General features: G+C 58.3%; 15 protein-coding genes. 9 read left to right on the top strand and 6 right to left on the bottom strand.

Annotated elements, in window-relative coordinates:
* Positions 1-13 precede the first annotated feature (13 nt).
* Positions 14-808, top strand: a complete 795-nt coding sequence (locus tag IE089_RS14995; RefSeq protein ID WP_189478668.1) for a thioesterase family protein — start codon at positions 14-16, stop codon at positions 806-808.
* 94 nt (positions 809-902) lie between these two features.
* On the opposite strand, the gene ggt is transcribed toward IE089_RS14995, so the two are convergent.
* A complete protein-coding gene (gene ggt / locus IE089_RS14990) occupies positions 903-2,651 on the bottom strand; it encodes a gamma-glutamyltransferase (protein WP_189478667.1) in 1,749 nt (582 codons plus the stop codon).
* A 96-nt stretch (positions 2,652-2,747) separates the two neighbouring features.
* Here ggt and IE089_RS14985 point away from each other — a divergent pair, with 96 nt between their 5' ends.
* Positions 2,748-3,047, top strand: a complete 300-nt coding sequence (locus IE089_RS14985) for a hypothetical protein (RefSeq protein WP_189478666.1) — start codon at positions 2,748-2,750, stop codon at positions 3,045-3,047.
* Between the two features lie 33 nt (positions 3,048-3,080).
* Positions 3,081-3,635 (top strand): DUF4136 domain-containing protein, encoded by a 555-nt coding sequence (locus tag IE089_RS14980; protein ID WP_189478665.1) that lies wholly within the window; start codon positions 3,081-3,083, stop codon positions 3,633-3,635.
* 3 nt (positions 3,636-3,638) lie between these two features.
* On the opposite strand, the gene IE089_RS14975 is transcribed toward IE089_RS14980, so the two are convergent.
* Entirely contained in the window at positions 3,639-4,250 is a 612-nt protein-coding gene (locus IE089_RS14975) for a GNAT family N-acetyltransferase (protein ID WP_189478664.1), read from the bottom strand.
* Between the two features lie 68 nt (positions 4,251-4,318).
* Here IE089_RS14975 and pdxH point away from each other — a divergent pair, with 68 nt between their 5' ends.
* Entirely contained in the window at positions 4,319-4,957 is a 639-nt protein-coding gene (gene pdxH / locus IE089_RS14970) for a pyridoxamine 5'-phosphate oxidase (protein WP_189478663.1), read from the top strand.
* Here the strand turns inward: pdxH and IE089_RS14965 are convergent.
* Entirely contained in the window at positions 4,935-6,221 is a 1,287-nt protein-coding gene (locus tag IE089_RS14965; RefSeq protein ID WP_189478662.1) for a CinA family nicotinamide mononucleotide deamidase-related protein, read from the bottom strand. The two genes, pdxH and IE089_RS14965, sit on opposite strands and share 23 nt — an antisense overlap.
* 233 nt (positions 6,222-6,454) lie before the next feature.
* On the opposite strand from IE089_RS14965, the gene IE089_RS14960 reads away from it, so the two are divergent.
* A complete protein-coding gene (locus tag IE089_RS14960; protein ID WP_189478661.1) occupies positions 6,455-6,916 on the top strand; it encodes an NUDIX domain-containing protein in 462 nt (153 codons plus the stop codon).
* 17 nt (positions 6,917-6,933) lie between these two features.
* On the opposite strand, the gene IE089_RS14955 is transcribed toward IE089_RS14960, so the two are convergent.
* Positions 6,934-7,542 carry a DUF924 family protein gene (locus tag IE089_RS14955; protein WP_189478660.1) on the bottom strand — a complete coding sequence of 203 codons (609 nt, stop codon included), beginning with the start codon at positions 7,540-7,542 and terminating at the stop codon, positions 6,934-6,936.
* 140 nt (positions 7,543-7,682) lie between these two features.
* Between IE089_RS14955 and IE089_RS14950 the strand changes: the two genes are divergently transcribed.
* The gene (locus IE089_RS14950) at positions 7,683-8,843 is read left to right on the top strand and encodes an iron-containing alcohol dehydrogenase (RefSeq protein WP_189478659.1); all 1,161 of its coding nucleotides are present in this window, start codon (positions 7,683-7,685) and stop codon (positions 8,841-8,843) included.
* A gap of 85 nt (positions 8,844-8,928) precedes the next feature.
* The gene (locus IE089_RS14945) at positions 8,929-9,732 is read left to right on the top strand and encodes a ParA family protein (protein WP_189478658.1); all 804 of its coding nucleotides are present in this window, start codon (positions 8,929-8,931) and stop codon (positions 9,730-9,732) included.
* Positions 9,733-9,825: 93 nt separating this feature from the next.
* Here the strand turns inward: IE089_RS14945 and IE089_RS14940 are convergent, their stop codons facing one another.
* Complete coding sequence (locus IE089_RS14940; RefSeq protein WP_189478657.1) at positions 9,826-10,953, bottom strand: nitronate monooxygenase; 1,128 nt, start codon at positions 10,951-10,953, stop codon at positions 9,826-9,828.
* A 194-nt stretch (positions 10,954-11,147) separates the two neighbouring features.
* Between IE089_RS14940 and IE089_RS14935 the strand changes: the two genes are divergently transcribed.
* Complete coding sequence (locus IE089_RS14935; protein ID WP_189478656.1) at positions 11,148-11,777, top strand: phosphoadenylyl-sulfate reductase; 630 nt, start codon at positions 11,148-11,150, stop codon at positions 11,775-11,777.
* 33 nt (positions 11,778-11,810) lie between these two features.
* On the opposite strand, the gene IE089_RS15800 is transcribed toward IE089_RS14935, so the two are convergent.
* Positions 11,811-11,942, bottom strand: a complete 132-nt coding sequence (locus IE089_RS15800; protein ID WP_268248009.1) for a hypothetical protein — start codon at positions 11,940-11,942, stop codon at positions 11,811-11,813.
* Between the two features lie 101 nt (positions 11,943-12,043).
* On the opposite strand from IE089_RS15800, the gene IE089_RS14930 reads away from it, so the two are divergent.
* Complete coding sequence (locus IE089_RS14930) at positions 12,044-12,517, top strand: GAF domain-containing protein (RefSeq protein WP_189478655.1); 474 nt, start codon at positions 12,044-12,046, stop codon at positions 12,515-12,517.
* Positions 12,518-12,578 lie beyond the last annotated feature (61 nt).

Raw genomic sequence — 12,578 nt, 5'->3', positions numbered from 1 at the left:
GGTCAGTAACACCATGAGTAAGTTTGAGCAGGACACGGCGGTCATACAGACGTCGGACAATCAATGGCAGGCGAAGTTGCACAAGGGGTGGCGCATCGGCGCTGTGCCCAATGGCGGCTATGTGCTGTCCATCATTGGTCGCGCTCTGTCTGAGGCCCTGGTCCACGGCGATCCTATGGTGATCAATGCGTTTTACCTCGCCCCCACAGTTTTGGGGGATGCCGAGATTAGTATTGAACCCTTGCGCAGCAGCCGAAACACCAGCCACGCCACAGCCCGCCTAACTCAGGATGGTGAGCTCAAGGTACTGGCGACGGCCGTTTACACAGACCTCGACACACTGTCTGGACCCAGTTGGGTAGGGAAGGAGCGCCCCGAATTCCCGCGTTTTGAAGACTGTGAGATTGGCGCGGATAGCGGCCTTGAGTTCCGGCAGAATGTGGATTTGCGACTGTTGGATGGCGTCGAGGTCTTTCAGGGCGGCGAACCTTCCGGCAGCGGTGAATTCCGTGGCTGGATTCGCCATAAGGATGGCGCTAATCCCGACCCTATCAGCCTGTTGATGTTCGCCGATGCTTTCCCCCCGCCCGCGTTCAGTGTGGTAGGACTTGTCGGCTGGGTACCGACGGTAGAACTGACAGTGCAGGTGCGGGCCAAGCCCGCACCCGGCCCCGTGCAGGCCAGGCTGTACTCCCGTCATGCGACTAACGGAGTGGTCGAGGAGGACGGAGAATACTGGGATAGCGAGGGCCGCTTGGTGGCTATCAGCCGTCAGACCGCCAAAGTCAGAATACCGCGAAGCGCCTGATTTTCACGTTCGTAGGGATTCACGAAGCGACAGCACGAGATTTGGCGCTGTGCCTTCGACAACGCGCCCCCGTGCTGGCGTGAGTTTCGAAGACTCAGCGGTCTCCCGCGACATAACCACCGTGGCGACGGGTATCGGTCGCACCAAACAGCCAGCCGTCTTCCAGCATTATCGACTGGGTGCGGCCCAGTGTCCGGCTACCCACCTCTACCGTGTGCCCCATGCTTTCCAGCAGACGCACAGTGTCTTTGCTGACACCCTGCTCGATGCGCAGTTTGTCAGGGAGCCACTGGTGATGCACTCGAGGCCAGGCTGCTGCGGTGGCGACATTTACGTCAAATACCATGGCGTTCAATATGGTTTGCAGAACGGTGGTGATGATGAGGCTGCCGCCGGGGCTGCCGGTGGCCAGCCACACCTTGCCATCCTTGAACACCATGGTTGGGCTCATGGATGACAGGGGGCGCTTGCCGCCCATAATGCTGTTGGCTTCACCTCCCACCAAGCCGTAGGCATTGGCGTTGCCGGGGCTGGCGGCAAAGTCTGCCATTTCGTTGTTGAGCAGCATGCCGGTCCCGGGCACGGCAATGTGGGAACCGAAGCTGAAATTCAGCGTGTAGGTGTTGGATACGACATTGCCGGCCGCATCCGCTACCGTGTAGTGCGTTGTGTCTGAGCTTTCTTCGTGCAGTGAAGCCCCGGGCACAATGTCTTTCGCCGGTGTGGCGCGCTCTTCGTTGATACCTTCGCGCAGGCGATCGGCATAGCCTTTGTCAGTCAGTGCGGCTACCGGTACGTCCACGTAATCCGGGTCGCCCAGGAAACGGCTGCGATCCGCGTAGGCGCGTTTCATGCTTTCAGTGAGCACATGCAGGTAGGCGGCACTGTTATGGCCCATGTCTTTGAGCGCATAGGGCTCGAGCAAGTTCAAAATCTGAATGATGTGTAAACCACCGGAAGAGGGCGGTGGGGTCGAGACCACGGTGTAATCGCGAAAAGTGCCTGTGACGGGGGTGCGCTCCACAACTTTATAGTTGGCAAGGTCCTCAAGGCTAATAAGCCCGTCGCCGGCCTCCATTTCAGCCACGATCTTTTCAGCAACTTCACCCTTGTAAAAACCGTCGTGGCCTCGCTCCGCGATTTGTCCGAGAGTCCAGGCCAGATCACTCTGCACAAAGTTGTCGCCGATGGCATAGGTTTCGCCGGCGGGTGTAAAAAACAAGCGCTTCGCTTCTTCGTTCTGTTTCAGGCGCTCTGCGCGTGCATTGAACTCAAAGTTAAGCGCGAAGGACACAGGGAAGCCGTTTTTTGCCAGGGCGATGGCGGGCTGCAGGACCTTTTTTAGCGGCAGCGTGCCGTACTTCTCTTGCGCGTAAATCAAGCCGGCGACGGAGCCTGGCGTGCCGGCAGACTGGTGGCTGAAGTACTCCCGCATGCGGTCTACTTCGCCATCCTCATTCAGAAAAAGATCTCGTGAAGCTGTTGCAGGCGCAGTTTCACGGTAGTCGATCAGGGTCTGGCGATTTTCGTCCGCCAGATGAATCAGCATGAAACCACCGCCTGCCAGATTGCCCGCACGGGGATAGGTCACGGCGAGCGCAAAACCGGTGGCAACCGCCGCATCCACCGCATTTCCGCCCTGCGCCAGGATATCCCGGCCGACCTCTGATGCCAGACGCTCGGGACCCACGACCATGCCGTCTTTTGCAGCAATTGGCAGAAATCTGTTGTCATAGTTGATGATGGGCGGCTGGGCATCCGATGCCGGCTGGGCGCTGACTATTGTGGTGAGCCCCATTAGCAGAGCGGGAATCAACAGCGATCGCAGGTGACGAATTGACATCGGCGTGGGTTCCTTTAAAAAGCGTGTGGGCAATGTAACGCAAGCACCGCTGTGCGGCTATCGGCGCCCGATCAACTGCCAATGGAGTGTGAGGCTATGTCCCCGGTGAAAAAAGAGTGGGAGCGCAGGCTACTTGAAATGTTTCGCCGCGCGGCGGCAGGTGACGATGTGTCGCCAGCCATGCAATTGCGTGCTGAGGGATTGATGGAGGCCTTGCTGCTCTTGGGCCAGGACACTGTGACTGGCCTGCAATCGCAAATGAGCGTTATACATGCGCGCGAAATGGGCGAGTCCTTGGAGCAGCGGCTTGGGGAGGCGTGGACCGAAATGCACCCCTTCCCCGAGATTCCGGTGTTCATGCAGCGCGCGCCGGTGTATCCGTCAACCCACGATTGACTATAATGGCACGCAGATTTTTGGAGTTTGATTATGAGTGTACGTTCCGTTCTTGCGGTGATCATTGCGGCCAGCGTTGCCGTGCTCAGCGGATGTGCAAGCCCGCTCACCGCCACGACTGATTTCGACCAGTCGTTTGATTTCCGTAATGTCGACAAAGTGGCGATTCAGCCCTTTGATCGAACCACAGTAAATTCTGTGCGGATATCAGACATGCAGGTCGATCGCATTGATGAGGCGCTCTCCGATGAGCTGGAGCGCAAGGGCATTCGGGTGGTCGGAGACAACAAGGACGCAGATCTGTACATGATCTGGCACCTGGTCACGCAGGAGAAAACCGACGTACGCAGTTACAACTCGGCCAGCTACTACAATTGCTGGCGCTGCGGGCCCAATGTTTCAGATGTCTCCGTGCGCCAATACACGCAGGGTACCCTCATTGTGGATATGATCGACCCTGTGCGGAATCGCTCGGTCTGGCGAGCAGTGATCGAATCTCGCTTGAAGTCGCAGCCGGACCCCGAGAAGTCGGCCCAAAATCGGCGTGAGGCAGCCAGCGCAATCTTCGCGGACTTCCCGCCTTATTGAGTGCTAGGAGTCGGGTTGTGAGGCCTCGCGCCACATAAACCACACCTGAGGCCCATCGCCGCTCACTCTATCTTGCGTAGTCACCTCGAACCTGTGCCGCTGATACAGCGGCACATTCAGTTCGTTCGAACTCTCCAGGTAGGCCGGCATGCCCTCAGCGTCGACAAGCCGAGTGCCCTGCTTGAGCAGCGACGAACCCACACCCATGCCCTGGGCATCTCGGCGACAGCCGATAAATTGCAGGTAGTAGTGCGGTGACGTTGGGTGATGTGTATCAAACAGCGCGCCCTGGTCCCGCATCCGTATCAGGGTGCCAAACCCACGTTTCAATACTAAACGTACGACCAGCGAGAGCATACCCAGGCGCGGCGGGATCTCGAAGGCGATACCGGGAGGCAGCCAGAGCGCTGCACCGCGGCCTTTGTCATCCAGGTGGATGATGCCCTTTGGGAAGTAAAGATCGCGAATGATGATCCGGAAAAAGTCCGCATACAGCGACCGCTCGGGGATCACCCAGTTCATTACCGGGTCATCGTGAAAGGCGTCACTGAGCGTATCAACCAGTAAGTCCAAGTCCTCAGGCGTAGCCTCGCGAATGTGAGGTGCGGTATGCATGGCCGGTTCCTTTTGCGTGTACTGGCGGTGATCACTACCATTAACGGGAAGACTAGCAGGGATTTCAGGTGCGATACGAGCAATACAGGCGAGAGTATGTAGCCGGCGGTCTGCGCCGGGACATGCTTAACGAATGCCCCTTTCAGCAGTTCGAACAGTGGTTGCAGCAGGCGGTGGATGCCGGGCTGGATGACCCTACGGCCATGGCCCTTGGTACCGTGGATGCCAGCGGCATGCCCTGGCAGCGTATTGTGCTGCTCAAGGGGCTATCTGCAGAGGGCTTCGTGTTTTACACCAATCTAGGCAGCGCCAAAGCCCAGGCTATTGCCAGTAATCCTCGCGTATCCCTGCTGTTTCCCTGGAATGCCCTCGATCGCCAGGTGATCGTTGCCGGCACCGCCCGTAAAATGACGCTAGCGGAATCAACCGCTTACTTCCTCAGCCGACCACGGGACAGCCAGATAGCGGCCTGGGCATCGCGCCAAAGCCGGCCGGTATCAACGCGTGCATTGCTGGAAGAACAGTTTCAGGCGATCAAACGTAAATTCTCCGACGGTGATATTCCCATGCCGGATTTTTGGGGTGGCTACCGGGTGCGCCCTGAGCGTATCGAGTTCTGGCAGGGTGGTGAGCATCGCCTTCACGATCGGTTCCTGTACACCGCCAACGGCGAGGGTGGCTGGGCTATTGAGCAGCTCCAGCCCTGACCCGGCGCTGGTCGAAGTAGCGAGGCTGCGAATCGAGCCCCAGCAGTGTGCGCCGAATCATATCCAGTCCGGCAGCGGCAACCATGGTTTGGAACAGAGTGCGCTCTACCGGCCAGTTAAGGCAGCAGGTCTCAATGTTTTCCGGGCTGCCCCAAGCCAGCCAAACGGTGCCCACGGGTTTTTCGTTGCTGCCGCCACCGGGTCCTGCAATACCTGAGACCGCGATGCTGTAGTCGGCGCCAGCACGCTGCATCGCGCCTTCTGCCATCGCCACCACCACCGGTTCGCTAACGGCGCCGTGCTCTTCCAATAATGCCTCGGGCACGCCTAGCACGCGGTGCTTGATGTCATTGTCATAGGTGACGAAGCCCGCGTGAAAACCACGAGATGAGCCGGCGATACGCGTCAACATGGAAGCAATCAGCCCGCCTGTGCAGGACTCGGCGGTGGCCAACGTTTTGCCCCGTTCAACCAGTAGCTCAAGCACCCGCTCCGCCAGCAGGGTGTCGCCCTCGCCAATGATGTGATCGCCAAACAAATCCTCCAGCTGGTGCCTGCAGGCCTGCTGCAGCGCCAGATCATCATCGTTGGTGACCGTGAGTTTAATCTCCATCTGGGGTGCTCCAGCGCGGAACCCAAGGTCGACAGCCGGTGGCCAGTCTGGAACGCCGTCAGAGATTATCTGCTGGGCACTGGACTCCCCCAGGCCAAAGGTCTGCAGGCGCAAGATGTTGTGCTGCTGCGGGTTGCCGAGACGCTGGCGCAGTAGATCCAAAACGTGCTCGAGCATGTGTGAGAGTTCACTGGGTACGCCGGGTGTACAAAGCACCAGGCAGTCATTGACCTCCAGGCTGAAGCCCACTGCGCTGCCGGTTTCATTAGGAATCAGTGTGCAACCGGCAGGCAACAGGGCTTGCTTGCGGTTGGCGGCGTTGAGCGTGAGATTTCGTTTGGCACACCATTGCTCCAGGTGTGCCAGCGCCTCAGGATGCTCAGCAATGGGAAGGTCCGCCACCGTCGCGAGGATCTCCGCCGTGAGATCGTCAATGGTGGGCCCAAGGCCACCATTGACGATTACCAGATCCGCCTCGCGCGTCATGTTCGCCAGCTCTCGCTCCAGTAATGCGCTATCGTCGCCCACAGTGATTTTGCGCTGCACAGTCAGGCCAAGGCTCGCCAGACGCTGAGCCATCATCGCCGAATTCGAATCGACGGTGTCGCCGCTCATGATCTCGTTTCCGGTCAATAACAGCTGTATATCCATGCGCGATTCCTAGCAGGCTTGATCTTGCGTGTGCGAGGCGCAAAGCATAGCGCCTATGCCCCGGCACCCGCAAAATGCTATGTTGGGAATTCAACGCCCTACGCGAGCGCTCCTAATACATTATGCGTTTTTGCTCCCAGTGCGGATCCGCCGTTACCACGCATACTGTTGCGGGTGAGCCGCGTAATCACTGGTACTGCCCCACCTGTGAACAGCCGCGCTACCAGCATCCTATGGTGGTAGTAACCAGCTTTGTTGCCTGGGGCCAGAAACTGCTCTGGGTTCAACGAGCCATCGAGCCCAAACGCGGGCGCTGGGCGATCCCGGGCGGGTTTCTGGAATCGGGTGAAGCACTGGCCGCAGGCGCAGCTCGGGAGCTGCGCGAAGAGGCGGGTGTTTTGGTAGACCCTGATGCCATGAGCCTATACATGACGGGCACGATCACCTTCATTGATCAGGTATTTCTGGGTTTCAGGGCCACCGTGGACAGTGGCGCGGTGAATCCCGGGCCAGAGTCATTGGCGGCTGCCTTTTACGATCGCCATGAGTGCCCGTGGGAGGACGTCGCCTACCCAGAGGTTAACGACGCGATTAGGCAAGCCTACGATGACCTCGAAACCGGTCGATTTGATGTTTGGGAAACCCAGATGACCCCGGATCGCTATTTGCGCGAGATGGTAGTCAAGGAATCGTAGGCGTCGCTGCTGCGGGTTTAAAAGCCGCTGTTTGTCTCCAGATACGACAATTCTTCGGCGGTGCAGGGCCTGCCCAGAATGGCGTTGCGATGGGGAAAGCGTCCAAACCGCTGAATGACATCCTTGTGCGCCTGGGCATAGCGCAGAAAATTCGCGATTTGGGGGTGCTCGTTGGTTTGGGTGATGGCGGTGAACTGCTCTACGCACAGGGCTTGGTCAGCGATTGACTCGCTGTGCTCCAGGGGCATCAGGAGGAAGACCTTGTGGATGCTTGGCAGGCCCTGCCACTCATCGTCATCCAGTGCGGCTTTACTGAGCAAGCGAGCAGCGGGATCGCCAGCGAAGGCTTTCGGTGTATCGCGATAAATGTTCCGGGTGAACTGGTCCAGTAGCAGCACCAGCGCTACCCGGCCTGCGGCACTGCTTTGCCAGTGATCGAGCGCCCCCGCCAGCGCCTGATCCACCCACGTACCGAAGTTATTCCGACAGTGAGCGTCGGTGTCATCGCTCGTAGTAAACCAGAGGTTGTGCTTTTCGGGAGCTGCGAATCCCTGATCTGACAGCGGCCCAAACCAGAAGTCATGAATGGCCTGTATCGGTGCTGTTTGTAATGGTTCGGTCGCCATGGCAGGGATGTCAAAAGGAAGTATCAACCTGCAGTCTGACACGGTCCCGCGCGACACGGTATGCCTGTGATAAAGTTCGTCGCCGCAGCGCGCAGTAATTGCGGCGCAGTCTATCAACAGCGCTCTATCGGGAGAGACCTGTGACAGCCAATATCAATTTGCCCAGAGTGCTCCGCGTGGGTGCGGGCGCCAGCCGTGAAATCGCACAAATCTTGAAGTCCCTAGGCCTCAGCCGTCCATTGGTGGTGACTGATCCCTTTATGGTGCAGTGCGGCTACGCGGGGCTGTTAATCGATGACTTGGACGCGGCGGGTCTTGCTCATAGCATCTTCTCGGACTGCGTCCCGGACCCAACCACTGACAGTGTTCAGGCGGCGTTGACGGTTCTGGATGCAGGCAATCATGACTCGGTGGTGGCTCTGGGTGGCGGTAGCTCACTGGATACCGCCAAGGCCGTTGCGGTGTTGGGCGTTCACGGCGGCAAGATGCGGGACTACAAAGTGCCTGCTGTGGTGGACAGCGGGTTGCCGGTTTTGGCGATTCCAACGACCGCTGGCACCGGCTCTGAGGCCACGCGTGCTGCGGTGATCACTGATACGGAAACCGGCGAGAAAATGTTGTGCATGGGTCTGGGAATGATGCCTGTGGCTGCGCTGGTTGATTATGAGCTGACACTTTCCATGCCCTACCGGCTGACGGCAGATACCGGGATAGACAGCTTGTGCCATGCCCTTGAAGCCTACGTCAGCCGGCGTGCTAACCCATTTACCGACAGCATCGCCCTAACAGCGATGACCACCATAGCTACCCACCTGAGGACAGCCTGCGAGCAGCCGGACAATTGTGAGGCCAGAGAAGCCATGATGCTGGCTGCAACCCAGGGAGGTATGGCCTTTGCCAACGCATCCGTCACGTTGATTCATGGTATGAGCCGCCCCATCGGTGCGTTCTACCATGTGCCGCATGGCCTCAGTAATGCCATGTTGCTGCCCGAGGTTACGGCATGGACTGTGCCTGCTGCCACAGAACGCTACGCAACCTGTGCCCGCCATATGGGCATGGCCACCACCGCTGACAACGACGATACCGCCTGCGAGAAGTTGGTACATGGGCTGCGCGCGCTGTGCAGCGATCTGTCGGTGCCGGGCCCCAAAGCGTATGGCATTGAGGAGGCTGCCTGGTTTGAAGCACTGCCTGTGATGGCCGAGCAGGCCCTGGCCTCGGGTTCGCCGGCGAACAACCCCAGAATTCCCGAGGCCGCTGATATCGTTGCGCTGTATGAGCGGGTCTGGGCCGCCTGACGTGTCCTGGTCGGGAATTGCTTACATTGGATTCTGGCTTTGTTTACACTCGCTGCCCCCGGCCCAGTTGATAGGTAGTGCGTAAATGAAGCGTGTGGTGTTCAACCAGAAGGGCGGTGTTGGCAAGACCAGCATCACCTGTAATCTTGCTGCAATCAGTGCATCCCAGGGCCTTCGCACGCTGGTGATTGATCTGGATGTGCAGGGCAATACCACCCACTACCTGGTAGGCGAGATCGATGCGGATGCCTTTCCCGCCGAGGCCCAGGGCGTTGCCGGCTTGTTCAAGCAGACCGTTGGCTCACGCAAAATGCGCCAGAACCCGGACTCTTTTGTCTGGGAGACACCCTACGAAAACCTGTTTCTGATGCCGGCCAGCCCGGCGCTGTCCGATATGGAGAAGGAACTGGAGTCGCGCTACAAAATCTACAAACTGCGCGATGCGCTGACGAAGCTCGATGAAGAATACGATCGGGTGTACATCGATACGCCGCCCAACTTCAACTTCTACTCCAAGTCCGCTTTGATCGCCGCGGACACCGTACTTATTCCTTTCGACTGCGATAGCTTCGCCCGCCAGAGCCTGTACGCGCTGACAGATAACATTGACGAACTGCAGGAAGACCATAACCCCGATCTTTCAATTGAAGGTGTGGTTATCAACCAGTTCAATAGCCAGGCCAGACTCCCGGGCGAGTTGGTTGCCGAATTGAAGGATGAGGGCTATCCGGTACTCAAGACCTTCCTAAACACTTCGGTGAAGATGAAAGAGTCGCACCGGGAGCATCGGCCTCTGGTAGACCTGGCGCCCAGCCATAATCTAACCACTCAATACCTTGATCTGCACGCGGAACTGGAGAAGGGTTTGCGCCGGCGAGCGCGCAAGTAGACGGCTGTCGTTTCTTTGGCCTCAATGGGCCTTCGCCTTTTTGAGGAATGGTTGCAGCGCACCCGTGCATAGGCGGATGCGCTGCGACAGGTGTTAGACCTCCGGTAGCATACCGCCGGCTTTCGAAGCCGCGTCCACGTACTCATCCAGCAGCCGGTAAATCACCTGGCGGCAGGATTCCACCTCATTGATCTGGCCGATGACCTGACCACAGGGATTGAAGGCCACTTTCTGGCAGTCGCCGACATCGGCATAGGTGGATGTGCGGCGCATGCCATCGGACGTCACCATGCCTTGGAGCGGCATGCCCAATGGGTTGGGCGTATCTTCTCGCTCCCAGGCCTCGGTCCATTCGTTTTTCAGCATGCGGCAGGTTTTGCCAGTCCAGGACCTTGAGCGAATCGTGTCTTCGCTGGTAGCTTCCAGTAGCGACTTTTTCTGTGCCGGCTGCGTATGCGCCTCCTCGACCGTCAGCCAAAGCGAACCGGTCCAGACACCGGCTGCACCCATGGCCATTGCCGCGGCGATTTGGCGTCCGTTACCGATGCCGCCCGCGGCCAGCATGGGAGTATCGCCCAGTGCATCCACAATCTGCGGCCACAAAACGACGGAGCCAACGTCGCCGGTGTGACCGCCGCCTTCTCCGCCCTGTGCGATCACAAAATCCAGCCCTGCCTCTTTATGCGCAACAGCCTGCTTAACCTTGCCGCACAGCGCTCCGATCAAGCGGCCCGAATCCTGCACCATTTTGATTTTGTCCGCCGGCGGAGTGCCCAGTGCATTGGCAATCATGCGGCACTGGGGTCGCTTGAGCGCTTCCTCCAGAAGGGGTGTGGCGGTTGCCTCGGTCCAGCCCATCAGTCCCATTGTATTAGTGCCGTCTGGCCACTCCGGGACGCCCGCATCGGCCAGTAGCTTCTGGGCAAAATCCATGTGCTCCTGGGGCACCATTTTCCAGAGTTGCGCCTCCATTTCCTCGGGGCTCATTTCGCCCATGCCCTCATACTTCTGGGGTATCACTACGTCGACACCGTAGGATTTGTCGCCGATGTGCTCGTCGATCCAATCCAGTTCTTCCTTAAGCTGCTCCGGGCTGAAGCCCACCGCGCCAAGCACGCCGATGCCGCCGGCTTTACTGACGGCGACTACCACGTCGCGACAATGGGTGAACGCAAAAATCGGGTAGTCGATACCCAGCTTTTCACAGAGGTCGTTTGCCATGGGTTTCTCCTTGGTCAGTGAAGAGCAGAGTATTTACGGCGGACACAAGAGGAACAATGGCAGCGCAGTGCCATGGAAACTGGCGCTTTATGACAGCCAATGGAACTCGGCTGTGCATAACCATATGCAACATCGTTATTTGTGAGGCAGCTTTTTAGTCTTTAAAGTTCCGAACTTCAACTGAGGAGGACACCGTGCCTGAACTGGATTTGCAACAAGCGAACGAGGCGCTGCGCGATGCCGCTGCGCCGGACGTCGTGCGTTGGGCTCTGGCGCAGGGCGGTAAAACCATTGCAACAACCAGCATGGGTCGTAATGCAGCGGTGATGTTGCATCTGGTGAGTCAGGTTGACCCGGATGTGCCCACGATTTGGGTGGACACGGGCTACAACCTGCGAGACACCTATGTCGTAGCAGAGCGCTTGATCAACGATTTGGGGCTGAACATCCACGTTTACTCGCCACTTATGACCTCGGAGCGCCGCAATGCCATCATGGGCGGTATTCCCACGGTGGATGACGAAGAGCGGCACACCCAGTTCACCCGGCAGGTCAAGCTTGAGCCATTCGACAGGGCACTGGCAGAGTTTAAACCTGACTTCTGGTTGACAGGCATCCGCCGGGAAGAAACAGAGCATCGCAAGACGCTAGACACGGTCTCAATAGATAACCGTGGCATCGTGAAAGTGGCGCCTATATTCTACTGGAGCGATGATCAGGTCGATGCCTACATGGAAGCGCACAAGCTGCCAACGTGCCGGCATTACTTCGACCCCACCAAAGTCTTTGATGGTAGGGAGTGTGGTCTGCACACTGCGGCCTGAGCCGCAGCGTCATTCGGTTTGGGACAGTAAGGCTTAGCCCATTACCGCCGTGATGATGACGGCCATAACGGCGGTAGCCACAACGAACCCCGCGATAACGATACCCAGGCGCTGCGAGGTCTGTCGGTCTTCCAGCGTGTCCTGTTCCAGTATGTGCTGTGTCATGTTGTGCTCCTCATTGTTAGTTTGTTTGCGCCTGTGCATCCTGTATCAGCACAGGAGTTGCCGCATTGCTGTGTATCAAATCCACCCAATAGGAGAGATGAATGTTTCAGGCCAGTGAGCACCCGATGAGTCTTGACGACACGCTGTCCGCATTGCGTGGGCTGATGGCAGGCGAGACCGATCTGGTCGCCAATGCTGCGAACTTCTCTGCACTGGTGGCCGAGCAGTTATCGGATATCAATTGGCTGGGCTTTTATTTCCTCAAGGGAGATGAGTTAGTCCTTGGCCCCTTTCAGGGTAGGCCAGCCTGCGTGCGCATCCCGATAGGGCGCGGTGTCTGTGGAACCGTGGTAGAAACGGGGGTCACCCAATGTGTCCCCGACGTGCACGCATTCCCCGGGCACATCGCCTGTGATATACGCTCCCGCTCTGAGGTTGTAGTACCGCTGCGCGATGGTGAGCGCATTGTGGGGGTGCTGGATGTGGATAGCCCCACGCCCGAGCGCTTTGATGCTGATGATGTGGTTTTCCTGGAGCGCCTCGCCGCAGAGTTCTGCCAGCAACAGTTCGGCTGACGCCGCTACCCTGATGACCGGCGGGTTAACCCGCTATACTGGTGTCGTCGGCATATTGAGA

The organism is Parahalioglobus pacificus, assembly GCF_014652275.1.
Lineage (GTDB): Bacteria > Pseudomonadota > Gammaproteobacteria > Pseudomonadales > Halieaceae > Parahalioglobus > Parahalioglobus pacificus.
The sequence above is the reverse complement of the archived record's forward strand: the minus strand, read 5'-3'. Positions and strand labels throughout refer to the sequence as shown.